Genomic DNA, 19,306 nt, shown 5'->3' on the forward strand with positions numbered 1-19,306 from the left:
CTCGCGCGGCCGTGGCGTGTCGCGGCTGTGCAGGCCGGCTGTCGCCGACGGCCCCCATGGAGTGGGGCCGACCACGTCAGACGATCAGGAGGCCTCCTGGATGACGTCGTAGAGCAGCTCGCGCTCACCCTCGGTCAGGCCGCCCCACACGCCGTACGGCTCACGGACCTCGAGCGCGTGCGAACGGCACTGCGTCACGACGGGGCAGGAGGCGCAGACCGCCTTGGCCTGGGCGTCGCGGTTGCGCCGGCGCGGGCCGCGCTCGCCCTCGGGGTGGAAGAAGACCTCGGGGCTGACGCCGCGGCAGGCGCCGTCCAGCTGCCAGTCCCACAGGTCGGCTACCGGTCCGGGAAGGCGGGTGATCTCGGCCATGTACTCGTCTCTCCGTGGGGCGGGTGAGCCCGCGTGTCCTCCGGCCAGCTCGGGTGCAGAAAGGGGGTGCGGGCCGCGGGTCCGACGCTAACCGGGCTCGTGACCACGGATAAAGGAAGGATTCTTAAGGACTTGTTCAAGAAATGCCATCTCGATGGCATGCTCTCCCCAGAGGGTGTTTCGGGCGAGATGTGCCCCTCCGAGGGGACGCCCACCGGCACTAGCATGGGGCTCCACTCCGAGCGGGTTCGCCCGAGTGAGCACCGAAGGCGGCGAGGCCATGGCTCGCCGGAAGACGACAAGTTCGGGGGACGAGGACTCTGATGGGTCTCGGGTGGTCGACGCGGACCGGCGTAACGCCGGGCGCCGTCGGTGCGATGGAGCGGATGGACGCTCCGTCACTGCGGGAGCTCGCCGCGCTCGCCGGGCGCGACCCGCTCTCTCGTGACGTCTTGCTGGCCCGGGTCAGGGACATGGCCGTGAGGTACTCCCGCGTCCGGCTCGGTCGCTTCGGCGCCGAGGACACTGCCCAGGACGTCGCCCAGGAGGTGTGCATGGCCGTCATGGCAGCACTGCCGACCTACCAGGAGCGCGGCCTGCCCTTCGAGGCCTTCGTCTACACGATCATCTCCCGCAAGCTCGTCGACGCCCAGCGCGCGGCCATGCGGGCGCCGGCCCTCATGCCGGACGTCCCCGACGGCCCCGACGATGCGCCGTCGCCCGAAGCCGTCGCGGTGACCCGCGACGACGCCGCCACCGCCCTGAACCTGATGCAGCAGCTGCCGGCGCAGCAGCGCGAGATCCTCACGCTCCGCGTCGCCGTCGGCATGTCGGCAGAGGAGACGGCAGCCGCGCTCGGGATGTCGCCCGGGGCCGTACGCGTGGCGCAGCACCGCGCCCTCGGCAAGCTCCGGACCCTGATCGCCCATGCCGAGAAGGGGGACGTCGCATGAGCCGCCTCATTCCGATGAGCGACCTCGTCGCCGACGACCTGCTGCTGGACCGGCTCGCCGCCCGGGCGGACGCCGGTCCCGAGCCGGTCGCGGCGCTGCTCGCTGCCGTCGCCGAGCACGCCGACGCGCCGCTGGCCGCCGCCCGCGGCAGGCGCCGGACCTCGCGCAGGCACCGCTACCTCGGACCCTTCGCCGCTCTCGTGGTCGCGACCTCCGGCGCGGGTGTGGCCGCTGCCGTCACGCTGCCGCAGCACGCTAACGACAAGGCCGAACGGGCCCGCATCGTCAAGGAGATGGACGCCGCGGCCCACAGCGACGCCCCGAGCGCGCTGCTCTCCCGGCTGGGCCTGCCGCACACCACCGCGAGCACCGCAGCCAAGGGCCTCGTCCTGGCCCGTCGTGCCGACGGCACGTTCGCCCTTGTCCCGGCCGCCGACCCGGGCGGCCCCGCAGCCATCGACGACGCCGTGGCGGCAGAGACGACCGCTCTGCGGATCCTGCGAGGCACCGCTCCCGCCGACGGGCTGTTCGACGGCGCGGTGGACCCGTCCGGCGGTGACCAGGCCGGCGAGGGCGGCGACGTCGCCGGGGCCGGCGATTCCGGGCACTCGCTGTCCGGCGAAGCAGGGGCGGGCCAGGCGCACTCGGGCGAGGCGCAGTCGGGTCAAGCGCAGGCCGGTGAGGCCCACGGCATCGGTGGGCAGGGTCACGGCTCCGGACTGCCCGCCGCGCCATCCAGCGGGACGCCTGGCGGGGCCACTCCCGAGGCGCCTGCAACCGGTGGCCAGCACACCGGTGGAAGCACGGGTGCCACCGGCACGAAAGGTCCCACGGGCACGAAGGGCGGCTCGGGCGCCACGAGCGGCAAGGGCCCCAAGACCGCCAACGCCAGCTCGGCCGGGCACACGACGGGCTCGAGTGCGGCGAGCACGCCGGGCCGGCCCTCGCTCGTCGCGCCACAGGCCGCGCCGAAGCCTGGCCAGCCGGCGACTCCCGCCACTCCGGCCCAGCCCGCCACGGCAGCCGTTCCCGCGGCTCCGGCCACCCCGGCCACTCCGGCGACCCCAGCCACGCCCTCGAAGCCGACCAAGCCGATCAAGCCCACCCAGCCGGTGAAGACGGCCGGTGACCGGTGAAGACGGCCGGTGCGGCTGCCTCGTCGGCGCCGACGCACGGCTGAGCCGAGCAGCTGCCCAGACCAGGCCGTCCGAGCAGCTCACCCGAGCGGCCCCGGCCGCTCCGGGCCGTTTCGGAGGCACTCCCGCGAGCCCGTAGAATCGCGCAATGAGCCTCGGATCGTCTGACGTGCCCGCTGCTTTCGCCCAGATGGGCCTGACCTACGACGACGTGCTGCTCCTGCCTGGCTACAGCGACCTCGCCCCGAGCGACATCGACACCACCACGCGCCTGACGCGCGAGCTGTCGATCCGCTCTCCGCTCATCTCCGCGGCCATGGACACCGTCACCGAGGCCCGCATGGCGATCGCGATGGCCCGCCAGGGCGGCCTCGGCGTGCTGCACCGCAACCTCTCGATCCAGGACCAGGCCTACCAGGTCGACCTCGTCAAGCGGACCCAGACCGGGATGATCTCCAACCCGATCACCATCGGCCCCGACCGCACCCTCGAGGAGCTCGACGCCATCTGCGGTGAGTACCGCGTCTCGGGCCTCCCGGTCATCGGCGACGACAAGAAGCTCATCGGCATGGTGACCAACCGCGACCTGCGGTTCACCCCGGTGGCGGAGTGGGCGACCACCCTCGTCCGCGACGTCATGACGCCGATGCCGCTCATCACCGGCCCCGTCGGCATCAGCCGCGATGACGCCGCGGCCCTGCTGCGCCAGCACAAGCGCGAGCGCCTGCCGATCGTCGACGCCGAGGGCCACCTGGCCGGCCTCATCACGGTCAAGGACTTCGTCAAGGGCGAGCAGTTCCCCGATGCGAGCAACGACGCCGACGGCCGCCTCATGGTGGGCGCGGCCATCGGCTACTTCGGCGACTCCTGGGAGCGGGCCACCACCCTCATCGAGGCCGGCGTCGACGTCCTCGTCGCCGACACGGCCCACGGCCACGTGCGCCTGCTCATCGAGATGGTCCAGCGGCTCAAGAACGACCCGGCGACCCGGCACGTGCAGGTCATCGGCGGCAACGTCGCCACCCGCGAGGGCGCTCAGGCCTTCGTGGACGCCGGCGCCGACGCCGTCAAGGTCGGGGTCGGTCCCGGCTCCATCTGCACGACGCGCATCGTCACGGGCGTCGGGGCGCCGCAGATCACGGCCGTGCACGCGGCCGCGCAGGCCTGCAAGCCGGCCGGGGTGCCGGTCATCGCCGACGGTGGCCTGCAGTACTCCGGCGACATCGCCAAGGCCATCGTCGCCGGCGCCGATTCCGTCATGGTCGGCTCACTGCTCGCCGGCTGCGAGGAGAGCCCGGGCGACCTCATCTTCGTCGCCGGCAAGCAGTTCAAGAGCTACCGCGGCATGGGCTCGCTCGGGGCGATGAGCAGCCGCGGCAAGAAGTCGTACTCCAAGGACCGCTACTTCCAGGCCGAGGTCGAGTCCGACGACATGATCGTGCCGGAGGGCATCGAGGGCCGGGTGGCCTACCGCGGGCCGCTGTCGGCCGTCGCCCACCAGATGCTCGGCGGCCTGCGCCAGTCGATGTTCTACGTCGGCGCCCGTTCCATCCCGGAGCTGCAGGACAAGGGCCAGTTCGTGCGCATTACCTCGGCCTCCCTCAAGGAGAGCCACCCGCACGACATCCAGGGCATCGTCGAGGCCCCCAACTACACCGTCGGCTGAGGCCCACGAGCCACGCCACCCGAGAACGTATGCCGTCCCGCGAGGCCCGCGGGACGGCATACGTCCGCGTGTCGCCGGGTCGATAGGCTGGGCCGGTGACCGAGATCGAGATTGGCCGTGGCAAGCGCGGACGGCGCGCCTACTCCTTCGACGACATCGCCGTCGTGCCCTCGCGGCGCACGCGCGATCCCGAGGAGGTCTCGGTCTCCTGGCAGATCGACGCGTACCACTTCGACATCCCGGTCATGGCCGCCCCGATGGACTCGGTTGTCTCGCCCGAGACCGCCATTACCCTGGGCAAGCTCGGCGCGCTGCCGGTGCTCGACCTCGAGGGCCTGTGGACCCGTTACGAGGACCCGACCGCCCAGCTGCGTGAGATCGCCGAGATCGAGCCGGGCGCCGCCACGGAGCGGATGCAGCAGATCTACGCCGAGCCGATCAAGCCCGAGCTCATCACCGAGCGCCTGCGCCAGCTGCGCGAGGCTGGGGTCACGGTGGCCGGAGCCCTGTCGCCGCAGCGCACCCAGCAGCACTGGAAGACCGTCGTCGAGGCCGGCGTCGACCTCTTCGTCATCCGCGGCACCACCGTCTCGGCCGAGCACGTCTCGGGCCGCGCCGAGCCGCTCAACCTCAAGCGCTTCATCTACGAGCTCGACGTGCCGGTCATCGTCGGTGGCGCGGCGACCTACACCGCGGCCCTGCACCTGATGCGCACCGGCGCGGCGGGCGTCCTCGTCGGCTTCGGCGGCGGCGCGGCCCACACGACGCGTACGGCCCTGGGCATTCACGCCCCGATGGCCTCGGCCGTCGCCGACGTCGCGGCAGCGCGACGTGACTACCTCGACGAGTCCGGCGGCCGCTACGTGCACGTCATCGCCGACGGCGGCGTCGGCACGTCCGGCGACATCGTCAAGGCCGTCGCCTGCGGCGCCGACGCGGTCATGCTCGGTGCGGCCCTGGCCCGCGCGACCGACGCCCCCGGCGGCGGCTACCACTGGGGCCCCGAGGCCCACCACGCCGAGCTCCCGCGCGGTGAGCGGATCGCCATCGGCGCCCAGGCCTCCATCGAGGAGATCCTCTTCGGGCCGGGCCGGCACGCCGACGGCACGACCAACGTCATCGGCGCCCTGCGCCGGGCGATGGCGACCACCGGCTACTCCGACGTCAAGGAGTTCCAGCGGGTCGAGGTCGTCGTCTCTCCCTACCTCGGCAACTGAGGGGCCGCGCCCGCACGCGCTCTGTGGTGTGGGTTACTCCCGGTAGCCTGCACCGCGTCCGCTCCCTAGGGTGAGCGCATGGAGTTCGACCACGACGTCGTCGTCATCGGGTCCGGCTTCGGCGGGTCCGTGGCTGCGCTGCGCCTCGCCGAGAAGGGCTACCGCGTCCACGTCTACGAGGCGGGGCGCCGCTTCGAGGACGACGACTTCGCCCGGACCAGCTGGGACGTGCGCCGCTACCTCTGGGCGCCGAAGCTCGGGCTCTTCGGCGTCCAGCGCATCCACCGGCTGCCCGACTGCCTGGTGCTCGCCGGGGCGGGCGTCGGCGGTGGGTCCCTGAACTACGCCAACACCCTCTACGTGCCGCCGGCCCCGTTCTTCCGGGACCCGCAGTGGGCGCACATCACCGACTGGGAGGCCGAGCTCGCGCCGCACTACGCCACGGCCCAGCGGATGCTCGGGGTGCGGCTCAACCCGTGCGAGGGTCCGGTCGAGCAGCTGATGCGCGACACCGCCGCCGACCTCGGGGTGGGCGCCACCTTCAGGAAGACCCCCGTCGGCGTCTTCTTCGGCGAGCCCGGCAAGCGCGTGCCCGACCCCTACTTCGGCGGCGAGGGCCCCGACCGTACCGGCTGCACCGAGTGCGGCAACTGCATGGTCGGCTGCCGGGTCGGCGCGAAGAACACCCTCGTCAAGAACTACCTCGCGCTCGCCGAGCGGCGTGGCGTCGTCATCGAGCCGCTGCGGACCGTCACGCGCATCCGTCCGCTCGATCCGGCTGCGCCGGAGCAGGGGTATGCCGTCACGACCGTCCGCAGCGGGTCGTGGGCCCGTCGGGGTGGCCGGGCGGGGGAGCGCACCGTCACGGCGGCACAGGTGGTGGTCGCGGCCGGGGCCTGGGGCACGGCGCAGCTGCTGCAGGCCATGAAGGCCGAGCCCGTGGGCCGGGGGCTGCCGCGGCTGTCCGACCGGCTGGGGGAGCTGACCCGGACCAACTCCGAGGCGCTCGGCGGGGCCATGACCGCGCGGGTGCCGAAGGATGTCGACCTGACCCGCGGCGTGGCGATCACCTCGAGCTTCCACGTCGACGACACGACCCACGTCGAGAACTGCCGCTACGGCAAGGGCTCGAACCTCATGGGAGCGCTGGCGGTGATGCAGGTCGACGGCGGGGGACGCGTACCCCGGTGGGCGCGGTTCGTCGGCGGAGCGGCGCGGCACCCGTGGGTCTTCGCCCGGTCGCTGTCGACCCGGCGCTGGAGCGAGCGCACCGTCATCGCGCTCGTCATGCAGACGCGCGACAACTCGATCACGGTGCGGCGCCGGCGCGGTCTGCTCGGCTGGAGGCTGACCTCCAGCCAGGGCCACGGTGAGCCCAACCCGACGTACATCCCCGAGGGCAACACCGCGGTCAGAGCCATGGCGAAGCGGCTCGAGGACACGACGGGCGAGCGGGCCTGGCCCGGCTCCTCGATCGGTGAGGTCCTCGACATCCCGATGACGGCGCACTTCCTCGGCGGGGCGGTCATCTCGGACTCGCCCGAGACCGGGGTGATCGACCCGTACCACCGGGTCTGGAACTACCCGGGGCTGCATGTGCTCGACGGGTCCGCCGTGTCCGCCAACCTCGGGGTGAATCCCAGCCTGACGATCACCGCCCAGGCCGAGCGCGCCGTCTCGTTGTGGCCGGCCCGCGGCGAGGCTGACCCCCGCCCGGCGCAGGGCGAGGCCTACCGCCTCGTCGACGCCTGACCCGCCGGGTGCGGACCGTCGCGGGCCGGCCGGGCGCCAGGGGTGCGCGGACTCGCGGGAGACGGACGAGGGTGAGGCCGTCACCCCTCAGAGACGGCCCCACCCGGCGGTGCGAGCCACAACCGGTCGAGAAGAAGCCCGGCACCGCGCTGGAAACGAGGCAGCGCAGGCAGGGTTACGGCCCGGGCGGATATCTCGGAAAGAAGTTTCGCGGCAGCCGTGAGGGTTGATGACAACGTCCTGCGGCGTCCTCGACGACATCACCGGGCAGGCTGGGGCTCGTCGCGCCACGAACGCCAGAGGGCGGCATACGCACCGTCGGCGCGGAGCAGCTCCTCGTGCGAGCCGATCTCGCTGATCCGGCCGTCCTCGACGACGCAGACCCGGTCGGCGTCGTGCGCGGTCATGAGCCGGTGCGCGATGGCGACGACGGTGCGGCCCTCGACGACGGCGGCCAGCGAGCGCTCGAGGTGCCGCGCGGCGCGCGGGTCGAGCAGCGAGGTGGCCTCGTCGAGCACGAGGGTGTGCGGGTGCGCCAGGACCAGACGGGCGAGGGCGAGCTGCTGCGCCTGCGGCTCGCTGAGCCGGTGGCCGCCGGAGCCGACGAGGGTCGCGAGACCCTCGGGCAGCCGCTCGGCCCAGTCCCGGGCGTCCACAGCGGCCAGGGCCTCGAGCAGGTCATCGCGGGAGGCGTCCGGGCGGGCCAGCAGCAGGTTGTCCTCGAGCGAGCCGACGAAGACGTGGTGCTCCTGCGTCACGAGCGCCACCTGCCCGCGCAGCTGGGCCAGCTCGAGGTCCACCAGCCGCACGCCACCGACCTCGACTCGGCCCTCGCGCGGGCCGTCGATGCCGGCCATGAGCCGCCCGAGCGTCGACTTGCCGGCGCCGGAGGGGCCGACGATCGCGAGGCGCTCGCCGGGCTGCAGGTCGAGCGACACGCCGCGCAGCACGTCCCGGCCCGCCCGGTAGGAGTAGTGGACGTCGCGGACGTCGAGGCGGTCGTCCCGCGGCTGCTCGCCCGTCGCCGCCCGGTCGGCGGGCACGTCGGCGATGCCGATGACGCGGGCGAGCGAGGTCGCGCCGATCTGGATCTCGTCGAGCCATGAGATCAGCTCGTCCAGGGGGCCGGCCATCTGCTGCACGTAGAGGGCGACGGCCGTGACGGTGCCGGCCGTGGCGAGGTCCTGGGAGATGAGGAAGCCGCCCCACAGCAGGGTGACCGCGACGGGCGCGAAGAAGGCGAACTCGACCGAGGGGAACCACCGCAGCCGCAGGCCGAGGGTGTAGCGCTCGGCGTCGTAGCAGTCGCGCAGGGCGTCGTCCATGCGCCGGCGGCGACGGCTGCGCAGCCCCAGCGCGTCGATGGTGCGACCGCCGTCGGCGGACTCGGTGACGACCCCGTTGAGCACGGCATAGGTCGCGCGCTCGCGCAGGTAGCCCTCCGGGGCGTGCCGCAGGTAGCGGCGCGTCGACAGCACGAGGATCGGCACGCCGACGAGGACGCCGAGCGCGACGAGCCAGCCGGTGACGAACGCGGCGACGAGCGTGATGGCCGTCGTGACCGAGCCGACGAAGATCGCCGGGATGCCGAAGCGGATGACGCGCGAGAGCGCCTCGACGTCGTTGGTCGTGCGCGAGACGAGGTCGCCGGTCCCGGCACGCTCGACGGTCGACAGGGGCAGCTCGACGACGCGTTCCATGAACTGCTCGCGCAGCTCCGCGAAGATCGTCTCGCCGAGGACGAACGAGGCCTGGCGTGCGAACCAGGTGGCCACCGTCTGCACGACCACCGCGGCCGCGATCCACAGGGCGAGCCGGTTGACGACAGCGAGCGACCGGCCGTGGCTGATCTCGTCGACGAGCAGGCCGATGACGCGCGGCGCGACGAGCGCGGCGACGGCGGCCACGGCGTGCAGCCCCACGACGCCGAGGATGCTGCGACGGTGCCGGCGGGCGAGGCCGCGAGTGTGCGCCCGGACCGAGTCCATGTCGGCCACCGGGAGCGAGCGCCCCGGAACGGCAGGTGCCTGGGTCATCAGTCCTCCTCTCCTCGGACGACGGTGCGTCGGTAGTCGGGCACGCCGGCCATCAGCGCGGCGTGCGTGCCCTCGGCAGCGAGCCGGCCCCCGCGCAGGAACACGACGTGGTCGGCCCGGTCGAGCAGCAGCGGGCTGGCCGACATCACGACGGTCGTGCGCCCGGCGCGGGCGGCGGTCAGGCGGCCGGCGATGCGCGACTCGGTGTGGGCGTCGACGGCGCTGGTGGGCTCGACGAGCACGAGGGTGTCGGCGCCGGTGAGCAGGGCGCGGGTCAGGGCGAGCCGCTGGCGCTGGCCGCCGGAGAAGGCCCGGCCGCGCTCCTCGACCTCGTTGTCGAGGCCGCCGGGGAGCGCCTCGAGCACGTCGTCGCCGCTCGCCACGGCGAGGGCCTCGAGAATCTCGCCGTCGTCGTGCTCGCCCCACGGGTCCAGCTCCTCGCGGAGCGTGCCGGTGAACAGGCGCGGGTCGCTCTCGCTCACGACGATGCGGGCCCGGACCTCCGACAGGGCGGCGTCGGCCAGCCGGGTCCCGTCGAGGCGCACGTCCGTCTCGCCGGGGCCGAATCGGCCCAGGCGGTCGGCCAGGGCGGCCGACTCCTCCGGTCGCGCCGAGACGACGACGGTGAAGCGCCCGGGCTCCACGGTGCTCCCACTGTCGGGGTCGTGCAGCCGGGCCGGGCCCTGGGGGAGCGGGTGCGGCTCGGCCGTCTCCGACTGGTCGGGGCGGACCCGCAGGATGCGCGTCAGCTTGCCCGCGCCGATGTGCGCGCGGGTCGCGCGGTCGACCATCTCGGTGGCGGTGCGCAGCGGGATGACGAGGAAGGCGGTGTAGCCGTAGAACGCGACGAGCTGCCCCGCCGTGATCTCGCCCTCGATCGCGAACCGCGCGCCCAGCCACACCACGATGAGCACGAAGATGCCGGGCAGCAGCACCTGGGCGGCGTCGAGGGCGGCCTGGTAGCCCGCCACGGTGTTACCGACGCGGCGCACGGACTGGGACTGGACGGCATACCTGCGGAGGAAGGTCTGCTCGCCGCCGATGCCGCGCAGCACGCGCAGGCCCGCGACGGTGTCGGCGCCGAGGCCGATGAGTTTGCCCGACTCCTCGCGCTGGGCGAGCTGGCGTTGCTGCAGCGGGCGCACGATGAAGGTGAGGCACCCGACGAGCACCGGGACGCCGATGAGGACGACGAGACCGAGGGGTGTCGAGGCGCCGAGCAGGATGAGCGCGACGACGACGTAGGACACGACCGCCCCGGCGAACCGTGCCGCGACGTCGTAGAGGCCGCCGATGCGCATCGCGTCGGAGCTGACCGTCGCCACGACGTCGCCGGTGGGCACCGCACGCGTCAGGGCCTCGCCGGTTTCGGCGGCCTTGTGACCGATGAGCTGGGCGGAACGGAACGCGCCCTGCATCCAGTTGATGACCGCGTACTTGTGGCGCATCGCCCCGGAGGCCGCGCTCAGCACGACGAGCCCGATGAGGATGAGGCACCACCGGAGCAGGGAGCCGAAGTCGCCGCCGATGACGCCCTCGTCGATCGCCTTGCCCATCGCGGCGGGGAAGAGCGCCTGGCTCACGAGCCACACGACGCCGAACGCGATCGCCACCACCAGGGTGCGCCACTGGCCCTTGCCGACCCACCGCAGGTATGCCGTCGGGCTCGTCAGGTCGGGGGTGCCTGGGTCGGCGTGGGGCAGCGTGATCACTTGCTGCACCTTACGTCCGGGCTCGGCGCAGCCTCACCTGGTTTTCGGCTCGGTGTCCTCATCGGATCGGGCGCGCGCGAGGGCCTGCGACAGCTCGTCGACCTCGAGGGTGTCGGTGTCGACTCGCCGGTTGCGGTAGGCCGCGCGGCCGACGAGGTGGGCCGACACGGGGGAGGTGAAGAACTGGGTGGCAGCGAGCAGGACGAGGGTCGTGACCGCGGCCCAGGTGCGCAGGGTCAGCGCGAGGCCGGTGAGGATGAGGATCAGGCCGAGGGTCTGCGGCTTGGTGGCGGCGTGCAGCCGCGAGAGCGTGTCGGTGAAGCGGACGAGACCCACGGCCCCGGCGAGGCAGAGGAGCGCCCCGAGCAGCAGGCAGGCGGCGCCGGCGCCGTCGAGCAGCGACCACCAGGTCATGGGTGCTCCCGCCCCTCGGTGTGCCCGTCGGTGGCTTCGCGCACCACCGCGGCGGGCTCGTCGGAGTCACGCGACAGGAAGCGGGTGACGGCCACGCCGCCGACGAACCCGACGAGGCCGAGGATCATCAGCAGCGGCAGGTAGGTCGTGGTGCGCGTGCGCGCCGACTCGATCGCGACACCGGCGATGACGACGACGAGCAGGATCTCGGCGGCGATGATGCGGTCGAGGTTGCTCGGGCCCTTGAACAGGCGCACGACCACGAGGGCGGCTGCGGCGCCCAGCATCGCGAGCGCGGCGCCGATGACGACGGTCATGGCTTCTCCTCCTCGTTGGCTGCCTCGGACTCCGGGGCGTCGGTGGGCTCGGTGGACCCGGTGGGCTCGGTGCCGGTTGCTCGGGGCGTCGGCCACGGCGCTCCGGCCTCGAGGGCGGCGATCTCCTCGCGCGAGCCGAGGGCCCGCACGACGCGCCGTTCGACGGCCAGAGCATTGGCGCGCTGGGCCTCGATGCGCCCCTCCCGCTCGACGTCGAGCAGGTGCAGGTAGAGCACGGAGGTCGACCGCCTCGCCTCGACGACGACCGAGCCGGGCACGAGGGCGATGAGCTCGGCCGTGAGTGTCAGGTAGAGGTCGGACCGCGAGCGCAGCTGCACCTCGATGACGGCGTTGCGCGGACTGCGGCGCCCGAAGGCCAGCCGCATGACCTGCCAGGAGGACTGCACGAGGTCGACCAGGAATCGGCCGATGAGCAGGGCAACCCGGTGCGGCCGCAGCCGGCCCTGGAACTCGATGGAGGGCAGGGGGAACGCATACGTGACGAGCAGCCCGACGAGGATGCCGTTGACGACGTTGCCCCAGCTGAGGCGGTCCCACAGCAGAATCCAGGCCAGGGCGATGGTCGCGACCGCGCGCGGCTGGAACTCGCGCCGACGCCGCGGGGGACGGCGCGGAGCCGCAGCCGGGGCCGTGGACGTCTCGGGGCCGGGTGTGGCTGCGCCGCTCATCGGCGCACCTCCGGGGGCAGGACGCTCGTGACGTAGGGCTGCCGGCTGGCGAGGTCGGCCGCGGCTCGCTGCGTGTAGGCGTAGAGGGGGCCGGCCACGACGGTGATGAGCAGCCCGACGGCGGTCATCGCCGCGGTGGCGCCCAGCATCGTGCGGGGCAGGGTCCGCGGCGGCGCCTGGACGAGGACCGCGACACCGCCTTCGGCAGCGTCGGGGCTGGCGTCGCCGGCGTCGCCTGCCGGGGTCGGACGCGGCGCTGCCGGGGCGTCGGCGAGGGTGCGCCAGAAGGCCTGGCTCCACACCTTGGCGAGGGCGTAGAGCGTGAGCAGGCTCGTCACGATGCCGCCCACGACGAGCAGCCAGGCGAGCGGCGTGCCGACGGCGATACCGGCGTCGAGCAGGCCCACCTTCGCGAGGAACCCGGACAGCGGCGGGATGCCCGAGAGGTTCATCGCCGAGACGAAGAAGAGCGTCGCGAGCACCGGCGAGGCGGCCGCGAGGCCCCCGAGGCGGTCCAGGGAGGTCGTGCCGGCGAGCCGTTCGACGAGGCCGGTGATGAGGAAGAGCGCCGTCTGGATCGTGATGTGGTGGGCGACGTAGAAGATCGCGCCGGCTGTGCCGGCCTCCGTGGCCAGGGCGATGCCGAAGACCATGTAGCCGATGTGGCTGACCAGGGTGAAGGACAGGATCCGCTTGAGCCCGGACTGCGACACGGCGCCCAGGATGCCGACCACCATCGTCAGCAGCGCTGCCCACATGAGCAGCCCCTGCAGCGGCGAGTCCGGGAAGAGCAGCGTCTGCACGCGGATGATCGCGTAAACACCGACCTTGGTCAGCAGGCCGGCGAAGACGGCCGTGACCGGCGCCGGGGCGGTGGGGTAGCTGTCGGGCAGCCACGCCGACATCGGGAAGATCGCCGCCTTGATGCCGAAGGCGGTGAGCAGGCAGAGCTGGAGCACGAGCGCGACGGCGGGGGAGAGGTGCCCGATGCGGATCGCGAGCTGCGCGAGGTTGACGGTGCCCGTGGCGGCGTAGACGGCCGCGATGCCGACAAGGAAGAGCGCGGAGCTCAGGAGGCTGACGACGACGTAGGTGGTGCCCGCGTGGATGCGGGCGGCCGAGCCGCCGAGGGTGATGAGGACGTAGGAGCTGAAGAGCAGGATCTCGAACCCGACGAACAGGTTGAAGAGGTCGCCGGCGAGGAAGGCGTTGGCCACTCCGGCGGCGAGCACGAGGTAGGTCGGGTGGAAGATCGTCAGCGGCGTCTCGCTCTCGCCCTCCTCCTCGCTCTCGGCCTGGCCCTGTCCGATGGCGAAGACGAGCACAAGCAGGGTGACGATGCCCGACACGAGCAGCATGAGGGCGCTGAGGCGGTCGGCCACGAGCGAGATGCCGAGGGGCTCCTGCCACCCGCCGAGCCACAGGACCTGGGGTCCGTGCGCGTCGGTCTGCCAGACGAGCAGGGCGGCGACCGCGACCACGGCGGCCAGCACCGCGATGCTGACGCCCCGCTGCAGCCGCGGCGACCGGCGGAAGGCGAGGGTCAGCGCGGCCCCGAGCAGGGGCAGCAGCACGGGCAGCGGGACGAGGTCGGGCACGTGGATTCCGGTCGGCAGGTCGATCACGGGGTGGGGCTCCGGTCCTCGTCGGCGAGCTCGTCGGACGTCGTCGTGGGGGTGTCGGACGGGTCGTAGGTGGAGGAGGTCTGGTCCTCGAGGGCGAGGCGCTGGATGTGCGCGTCCTCGGTGTCGTCGGGCACGTCGTCGGTGCCCGAGATCTGCCACAGCCGGTAGGACAGCGCGAGCAGGAAGCCGATGGTGGCGAGCGAGATGACGATCGCCGTCAGCACCATCGCCTGCGGCAGCGGGTCGCTGATCGCCGCGGGGTCATCACCGACGAACGGCGCCCGCCCGGCCCGGCCGCTGATGACGAGGTAGAGCACGGCCACGCCGTTGCCGATGAGGACCATCCCGAGCAGGACGCGCACGAGGCTGCGGTCGAGCGCCAGGGCCGTGCCCGTCGTCACGAGGGCGACGGTGACGAGCACGAGGGTGAGGTTCGGCTGCAGCGAGGCCTCGATGAGGGCCGGGGCGAGCGTGGTCACGGCGACACCACCTCTGCGTCAGCCCTCTCCTCTCCGTCCGCCTCGTCCTCTTCGTCCGCGTCCTCGCTGGCGATCTGGCGGTCGATGCCGGTGCCGAGGCTGCGCACGATGTCGAGCATCATCCCGACGACGATGAGGTAGACGCCGACGTCGAAGAGGAGCGAGGTCACCAGGTGCACCTCGCCCCACGGCGGCAGCGTGAAGTCGACGGCGGTCGTCTCGAGGACGGTGCCGCCGAACGCCAGCGGCGCCAGCGCCGAGCCGACGACGACGAGCAGGCCCAGCCCGACCAGCAGGCCGGCGTCGAAGGGCGCCGCCTCGTCGAGCTCGTAGCGGCCCCCGGCCAGGTAACGCACGACGAGCGCAAGTCCCGCGACGAGCCCGCCCGCGAAGCCACCGCCCGGCTGGTTGTGGCCGGCGAAGAGCAGGAAGAGCGAGGCCGCCAGCATCACGTGGAAGACGAGCCGCGTCACGACCTCGAAGATCACCGACCGCTTCTCGGTGCGCAGGGTTCGGCCGCCGTGCAGCCAGGTGCCTCGCACCGGGTCGGTCGCGGGGAGCTCCTTGGCGGTCGCGCGCGAGAGGCGGGTGTTGCGGGTGCGCACGAAGATGAGGCTGGCGATGCCGGTCGCGGCCGCGACCAGCACCGACACCTCGCCGAGCGTGTCCCATGCGCGGATGTCGACGAGCGTGACGTTGACGATGTTCTTGCCGTGGCCGAACGCGTACGCCTCCTCGGGGAACCCGCCCGAGACGGGCTCGGTGCGCCGACCGCCGGACGCGACGAGGGCGATGGCGCCGACGGACACCCCGACGGCTGCTCCGAGCGCGATGCGCCAGGTGCGCGACGGCGAGTGCGGGTGCCGGGTGAACTTGGTGGGCAGCCGTCGCAGCGCCAGCACGAACACCACGAGCGAGACGGTCTCCACCAGCATCTGGGTGATCGCCAGGTCCGGGGCGCCGTGCAGGATGAAGAGGAGCGACACGCCGTAGCCGGTCGCGCCCACGAGCATGACGGCGGTGAGGCGGCGGCGCGTCACGAGGACGAGCACGGCCGCGGCCACGACGACGAGGCCGACCACTGCCTGGCCGGGGTTGTCCCACAGGCGAACCGACGGGAAGGTGCCGCGGGTGAGCGCAGCGAGCCCGGGCAGCGCGACGAAGACGAGCAGGATGCCGGCGAGGTAGATCGGCAGCGACCCCCGCTGGGTCACGGCGGTCATCTCGACCGCGCCCCGGTCGACCCAGCGCAGCGCCCGGGCGAAGCCGCGCTCGCCGTCGACGAGCGGCGGCACCCCGGCCTGCACGCGAGCGACCACGGTGCGCTGGACGAAGAGCCCCAGTCCGAGCGCCACGGACACGAGCGAGAGCAGGAGCGGCACCGTGACGCCGTGCCAGAGGGCGAGCGACTCCGGCTCGGCCCCGACACTGAACTGGGCGGCATACGGCAGCAGCCAGGGGGACTCGAGGGGCGCCAGCAGCCCGAGCGCCAGCCCGGCGACGCCGAGCAGCAGCGGTGAGAGCACGAAGCCGGGGTGGGCCGCCCTGACGGGCGTCGGCGGCACGCCGGGCTTGGTCGCGAAGGCGCCCCAGAGGAAGCGGGCGGTGTAGGCGACGGTGAGCGCGGAGCCGGCGACGACGCCCGTGACCGCCAGCCAGCTCCATGGCGCGGGCAGCGGGACGGAGGTCTGCACGTCCTGCCACAGCGCCTCGAGCGCGCTCTCCTTGGACACGAACCCGGCGAGCGGGACGATGCCGGCCATCGACAGCCCGGCGAGGGTGGCCGGCACCGCGACCGGGAGCAGCTGCCGGCCCACGCCGGAGAGCTCGCGCAGGTCCCGGGTGCCGGTGCACTTGTCGACGACGCCCACCGTGAGGAAGAGCGTCGACTTGAAGAGGGCGTGCGCGATGACGAGCGCGAGCGCGGCCAGTGCCGAGGCCTTGGTGCCGAGTCCGGCGATCGACACGATGAAACCGAGCTGGCTGACGGTGCCGTAGGCGAGCAGGAGCTTGATGTCGTGCTGGCGCAGCGCCCGCCAGCCACCGACGAGCATCGTGAAGAGGCCGAGGCCCACCGTCAGGGCGTGCCACGCGGGGGCTCCGGCGAAGACGGGCGCGAGCAGCGCCACGAGGTAGATGCCGGCCTTGACCATCGCGGCCGCGTGCAGGTAGGCGCTGACGGGGGTCGGGGCGGCCATCGCCCCCGGCAGCCAGAAGTGGAACGGCACGAGCGCCGACTTCGACAGGGCCCCGACGAGGAGCAGCACCACCGAGGCGGTCGTCAGTGCGTCCAGCGGCGGCGGGTGGGCGAGGAGCACCGCGATCGAGTAGGTGTGGTGCACGCCGAGGGCGATGATGCCGATGAGCATCGCGAGGCCGCCCAGCGTGGTGACGAGCAGCGCCTGCATGGCTGCGCGCCGGTTCGTCGAGCTGGCCGGGTTGTGCCCGATCAGCAGGTAGGAGAAGACCGTCGTCAGCTCCCAGAAGACGTAGAGCACGAGCAGGTTGTCGGTCAGGACGAGGCCGAGCATCGCGCCGGCGAACGCGATGAACACGGAGCTGAAGCGCCACAGCGTCGGGTCGCGGTCGCTGAAGTACCACCGGCAGTAGAGCAGCACGAGGGCGCCGACGCCGGTCACGAGCAGGCCCAGCACCCACGACAGGGTGGTGAGCCGGAAGTCGAGGTCGAGCCCGAGGCCCGGCACCCATGTGATCCGCTGGGTCGGGAGGTTGCCCGCCCGGACGTCCCACGCGACCGACACGAGCCAGCCGAACGAGACCGCGGGCACCAGCGCGAGGACGAGGAAGGCCCTGCTGTGCAGCGTCTTGGCGAGCCACGGCGCGGACGCGGCGGCGATCAGGTGCAGGAGCAGCAGTTGCGCCACGGCGGCCCTTCGGTCGTCGGGTGGGTCAAGGCTCGGTCACGTCGGTTCAGGTCGTGGCCACGATCCTACGCGCGCGGGAGCCTGCCTCCGGATCGGGGACCAGCGGGTGGACCTCCCTCGGCAACCGCTCAGAACGTCACGAAGGTGTCCTTGGCCAGGAAGAAGCCGTGCGCGGTGGCGGTGTCGATGCAGGTGACGCCGTACTCCTCGCTGATGCAGGCCGTGGTCCCGGAGGGCTGCGTGCGCGAGCCGTAGGGCAGCGTCGGCTCGCCGCCCTTGCGGATGCTGTCACGGTTGCAGACCGGGTAGGCGCCGTCCTGGCGCAGCTCGACCCGGCCGATGTCCTTGGGTCCCTGCGCCGGGCAGACCGTCGGCAGGGGCGGGCTGACCCGCCCCTTGGCCACCTCGCAGGCCGCCGCGGTCGAGTCGGTGCTGCGCTGGCAGACGATGTTGCCGGTGGGGCTGACGAAGCGGGTCGTCACCGTGGCGTCCGGCTTGGCCTTGTCGATCCGGGCCTTGGCCTCCTCGAACGACTTCGGCGCGCCGCGCTGCGCGCCGGCCGCCATCGCGGTCGGCAGGTCCGCCGAGGTCGCGGTCGCCGTCGGGATCGCGCTCGGCGAGCCCGCACCCGTCCCGCTCGCCCCGGTCGGCGGGTCGACGGTGACCGTGACGGTCGGCCGCGTCGAGGGCTGGTCGGTCGACCCGCAGGAGGCGAGGAGGGCGACGGCGCCGACGGCCGCGACGAGCACGAGCGCGCGGGACGGCATACGGCGTGTGGGTCGGGACGACGTGGCGGACATGGCCCAGCATCCTGCCACGCATCGGCGCCGACCCCGGACGGCCGGTTCGGGCCGTGCGGCGCCGGTGACCTACCCTGAGGAGGTGTTCCGGCGGCTGCTCACCCCTCGCTGGGTCGGCATGTTCGCCGCCCTGCTCGTCGTCGTCGCCGCGTGCATCCTGCTCGGCCTGTGGCAGCTCGGTGTGGCCCGCGACTCCGGTCGCAAGGAGGTCGTGGCCGCCGCCTCGAACCTAGAGCGCGCGCCGCTGCAGCAGGTGACCGGCCCGCACAGCGCGTTCGAGGGCGAGTTCTCCAACCGTCCCGTCACCGTCACGGGGACGTATGCCGCCGCGCGCACCCTGCTGGTCGTCGACCGTCGCCTTGGCGAGCGGGCCGGCTCGTGGGTCGTCACGCCGCTCGAGACGCAGGGCGGCACCGTGCCGGTGCTGCGCGGCTTCGTCGACGGCACCCCGTCCGCGGTCCCGCAGCCGCCAGCGGGCGTCGTCACCGTGACGGGGACGCTGGGGCCGGGGGAGTCGCCGAAGTCCGGCCCCCCGCTGCCCGCTCCGCAGGTGCGCTCGATCGACCTGGCCGCCCTCGTCAACGAGTGGCCGGGCGACCTCTACAACGTCGTCGTGCTGGCGTCCGCGGAGTCCGCCGGACCGACCGACGGGTCGCCGCTGTCCGCGGACGGCCTGAGCCGGGTCCCACCGCCCGAGCTCGACGCGCCCCTCAACCTGCGCAACGCCGCATACGCCGTGCAGTGGTGGGTCTTCGGGATCTTCGCGATCTGGATGTGGTGGAAGATGTTCCGAGCAGAGCAGCCGGCGGGCGAGCCCGTCGCTGCACCGAGAAAAGGCGTTCCGACGTGAGCACGTATCCCGAGACCCTAGCCAAGCCGCAGCAGATCCGCTCGGCGCTGTCCGCCTACCGCGTCCTCGCGACCGTGGCGGGCTTCGCGCTCTTCGTCCTCATCCTCGAGATGGTGATGAAGTACGGCTTCAAGCAGACGAACGTGCTGACGCAGTACTGGAGCCCGATCCACGGGCTCATCTACTTCGCGTATGCCGTGTCGGTCGCCAACCTAGGCCTCAAGGTCGCGTGGGGGCCCGTCCGCATCGTCAAGAACCTGCTCGCGGGCTTCGTGCCCGTCGTGCCGTGGATCGCCGAGCGCCGCAACACCCGCGAGATCGAGGGCGTGCTCGCGCGGGCCTACGTCGCGGGCGACGCAGGCGCGGAGAGCGGCACCAGGGGCACGGGCCAGGGCCGATAGGC

At 72.9% G+C, this 19,306-nt stretch carries 17 protein-coding genes; 7 read left to right on the top strand and 10 right to left on the bottom strand.

Annotation, left to right across the window (positions count from 1 at the left end; genetic code table 11):
- Window positions 1-84 precede the first annotated feature (84 nt).
- Window positions 85-372 carry a WhiB family transcriptional regulator gene (locus AB0316_RS15430; RefSeq protein WP_366273919.1) on the bottom strand — a complete coding sequence of 96 codons (288 nt, stop codon included), beginning with the start codon at window positions 370-372 and terminating at the stop codon, window positions 85-87.
- Between the two features lie 386 nt (window positions 373-758).
- Between AB0316_RS15430 and AB0316_RS15435 the strand changes: the two genes are divergently transcribed.
- From AB0316_RS15435 to AB0316_RS15455, 5 genes are all read left to right on the top strand, one after another.
- Window positions 759-1,325, top strand: coding sequence for a sigma-70 family RNA polymerase sigma factor (locus AB0316_RS15435; protein ID WP_366273920.1), 567 nt, complete (start codon window positions 759-761; stop codon window positions 1,323-1,325).
- On the top strand, window positions 1,322-2,461 hold the full coding sequence (locus AB0316_RS15440) for a hypothetical protein (RefSeq protein WP_366273921.1): 1,140 nt from the start codon (window positions 1,322-1,324) through the stop codon (window positions 2,459-2,461). Before AB0316_RS15435 ends, AB0316_RS15440 begins: the two co-directional genes overlap by 4 nt.
- Window positions 2,462-2,609: 148 nt before the next feature.
- Window positions 2,610-4,127 carry an IMP dehydrogenase gene (gene guaB / locus AB0316_RS15445; RefSeq protein WP_366273922.1) on the top strand — a complete coding sequence of 506 codons (1,518 nt, stop codon included), beginning with the start codon at window positions 2,610-2,612 and terminating at the stop codon, window positions 4,125-4,127.
- Between the two features lie 95 nt (window positions 4,128-4,222).
- The gene (locus AB0316_RS15450; protein ID WP_366273923.1) at window positions 4,223-5,344 is read left to right on the top strand and encodes a GuaB3 family IMP dehydrogenase-related protein; all 1,122 of its coding nucleotides are present in this window, start codon (window positions 4,223-4,225) and stop codon (window positions 5,342-5,344) included.
- Between the two features lie 78 nt (window positions 5,345-5,422).
- A complete protein-coding gene (locus AB0316_RS15455) occupies window positions 5,423-7,096 on the top strand; it encodes a GMC family oxidoreductase (protein WP_366273924.1) in 1,674 nt (557 codons plus the stop codon).
- Between the two features lie 260 nt (window positions 7,097-7,356).
- On the opposite strand, the gene AB0316_RS15460 is transcribed toward AB0316_RS15455, so the two are convergent.
- The 9 genes from AB0316_RS15460 to AB0316_RS15500 all read right to left on the bottom strand — a co-directional run bounded on the left by AB0316_RS15460 (window position 7,357) and on the right by AB0316_RS15500 (window position 18,053).
- Complete coding sequence (locus AB0316_RS15460) at window positions 7,357-9,132, bottom strand: ABC transporter ATP-binding protein (protein ID WP_366273925.1); 1,776 nt, start codon at window positions 9,130-9,132, stop codon at window positions 7,357-7,359.
- Window positions 9,132-10,844 (bottom strand): ABC transporter ATP-binding protein, encoded by a 1,713-nt coding sequence (locus tag AB0316_RS15465; RefSeq protein WP_366273926.1) that lies wholly within the window; start codon window positions 10,842-10,844, stop codon window positions 9,132-9,134. Before AB0316_RS15465 ends, AB0316_RS15460 begins: the two co-directional genes overlap by 1 nt.
- Window positions 10,845-10,877: 33 nt before the next feature.
- Window positions 10,878-11,258, bottom strand: coding sequence for a monovalent cation/H(+) antiporter subunit G (gene mnhG, locus AB0316_RS15470; RefSeq protein ID WP_366273927.1), 381 nt, complete (start codon window positions 11,256-11,258; stop codon window positions 10,878-10,880).
- Entirely contained in the window at window positions 11,255-11,575 is a 321-nt protein-coding gene (locus AB0316_RS15475; protein ID WP_366273928.1) for a monovalent cation/H+ antiporter complex subunit F, read from the bottom strand. Before AB0316_RS15475 ends, mnhG begins: the two co-directional genes overlap by 4 nt.
- The gene (locus AB0316_RS15480; RefSeq protein ID WP_366273929.1) at window positions 11,572-12,264 is read right to left on the bottom strand and encodes a Na+/H+ antiporter subunit E; all 693 of its coding nucleotides are present in this window, start codon (window positions 12,262-12,264) and stop codon (window positions 11,572-11,574) included. Before AB0316_RS15480 ends, AB0316_RS15475 begins: the two co-directional genes overlap by 4 nt.
- A complete protein-coding gene (locus AB0316_RS15485; protein WP_366273930.1) occupies window positions 12,261-13,889 on the bottom strand; it encodes a Na+/H+ antiporter subunit D in 1,629 nt (542 codons plus the stop codon). The genes AB0316_RS15480 and AB0316_RS15485 overlap by 4 nt, the downstream gene beginning before the upstream one ends.
- On the bottom strand, window positions 13,886-14,368 hold the full coding sequence (locus tag AB0316_RS15490) for an NADH-quinone oxidoreductase subunit K (RefSeq protein ID WP_366273931.1): 483 nt from the start codon (window positions 14,366-14,368) through the stop codon (window positions 13,886-13,888). The genes AB0316_RS15485 and AB0316_RS15490 overlap by 4 nt, the downstream gene beginning before the upstream one ends.
- Window positions 14,365-17,253 (bottom strand): Na+/H+ antiporter subunit A, encoded by a 2,889-nt coding sequence (locus AB0316_RS15495; RefSeq protein ID WP_366273932.1) that lies wholly within the window; start codon window positions 17,251-17,253, stop codon window positions 14,365-14,367. The genes AB0316_RS15490 and AB0316_RS15495 overlap by 4 nt, the downstream gene beginning before the upstream one ends.
- Before the next feature lie 128 nt (window positions 17,254-17,381).
- A complete protein-coding gene (locus AB0316_RS15500; RefSeq protein ID WP_366273933.1) occupies window positions 17,382-18,053 on the bottom strand; it encodes a hypothetical protein in 672 nt (223 codons plus the stop codon).
- Between the two features lie 64 nt (window positions 18,054-18,117).
- Between AB0316_RS15500 and AB0316_RS15505 the strand changes: the two genes are divergently transcribed.
- Together AB0316_RS15505 and AB0316_RS15510 are read left to right on the top strand one after the other, a co-directional pair.
- Entirely contained in the window at window positions 18,118-18,903 is a 786-nt protein-coding gene (locus AB0316_RS15505) for an SURF1 family protein (protein ID WP_366273934.1), read from the top strand.
- Entirely contained in the window at window positions 18,900-19,304 is a 405-nt protein-coding gene (locus AB0316_RS15510; RefSeq protein WP_366273935.1) for a DUF3817 domain-containing protein, read from the top strand. Before AB0316_RS15505 ends, AB0316_RS15510 begins: the two co-directional genes overlap by 4 nt.
- Window positions 19,305-19,306 lie beyond the last annotated feature (2 nt).

This window comes from Terrabacter sp. NPDC080008, from assembly GCF_040702505.1.
Lineage (GTDB): Bacteria > Actinomycetota > Actinomycetes > Actinomycetales > Dermatophilaceae > Terrabacter.

Bases quoted from the DNA above. Each gene is read 5' to 3' on its own strand.
- AB0316_RS15430 (WP_366273919.1), bottom strand. From the start codon at position 372: ATGGCCGAGATCACCCGCCTTCCCGGACCGGTAGCCGACCTGTGGGAC.
- AB0316_RS15435 (WP_366273920.1), top strand. From the start codon at position 759: ATGGACGCTCCGTCACTGCGGGAGCTCGCCGCGCTCGCCGGGCGCGAC.
- AB0316_RS15440 (WP_366273921.1), top strand. From the start codon at position 1,322: ATGAGCCGCCTCATTCCGATGAGCGACCTCGTCGCCGACGACCTGCTG.
- guaB (WP_366273922.1), top strand. From the start codon at position 2,610: ATGAGCCTCGGATCGTCTGACGTGCCCGCTGCTTTCGCCCAGATGGGC.
- AB0316_RS15455 (WP_366273924.1), top strand. From the start codon at position 5,423: ATGGAGTTCGACCACGACGTCGTCGTCATCGGGTCCGGCTTCGGCGGG.
- AB0316_RS15460 (WP_366273925.1), bottom strand. From the start codon at position 9,132: ATGACCCAGGCACCTGCCGTTCCGGGGCGCTCGCTCCCGGTGGCCGAC.
- mnhG (WP_366273927.1), bottom strand. From the start codon at position 11,258: ATGACCTGGTGGTCGCTGCTCGACGGCGCCGGCGCCGCCTGCCTGCTG.
- AB0316_RS15475 (WP_366273928.1), bottom strand. From the start codon at position 11,575: ATGACCGTCGTCATCGGCGCCGCGCTCGCGATGCTGGGCGCCGCAGCC.
- AB0316_RS15480 (WP_366273929.1), bottom strand. From the start codon at position 12,264: ATGAGCGGCGCAGCCACACCCGGCCCCGAGACGTCCACGGCCCCGGCT.
- AB0316_RS15500 (WP_366273933.1), bottom strand. From the start codon at position 18,053: ATGTCCGCCACGTCGTCCCGACCCACACGCCGTATGCCGTCCCGCGCG.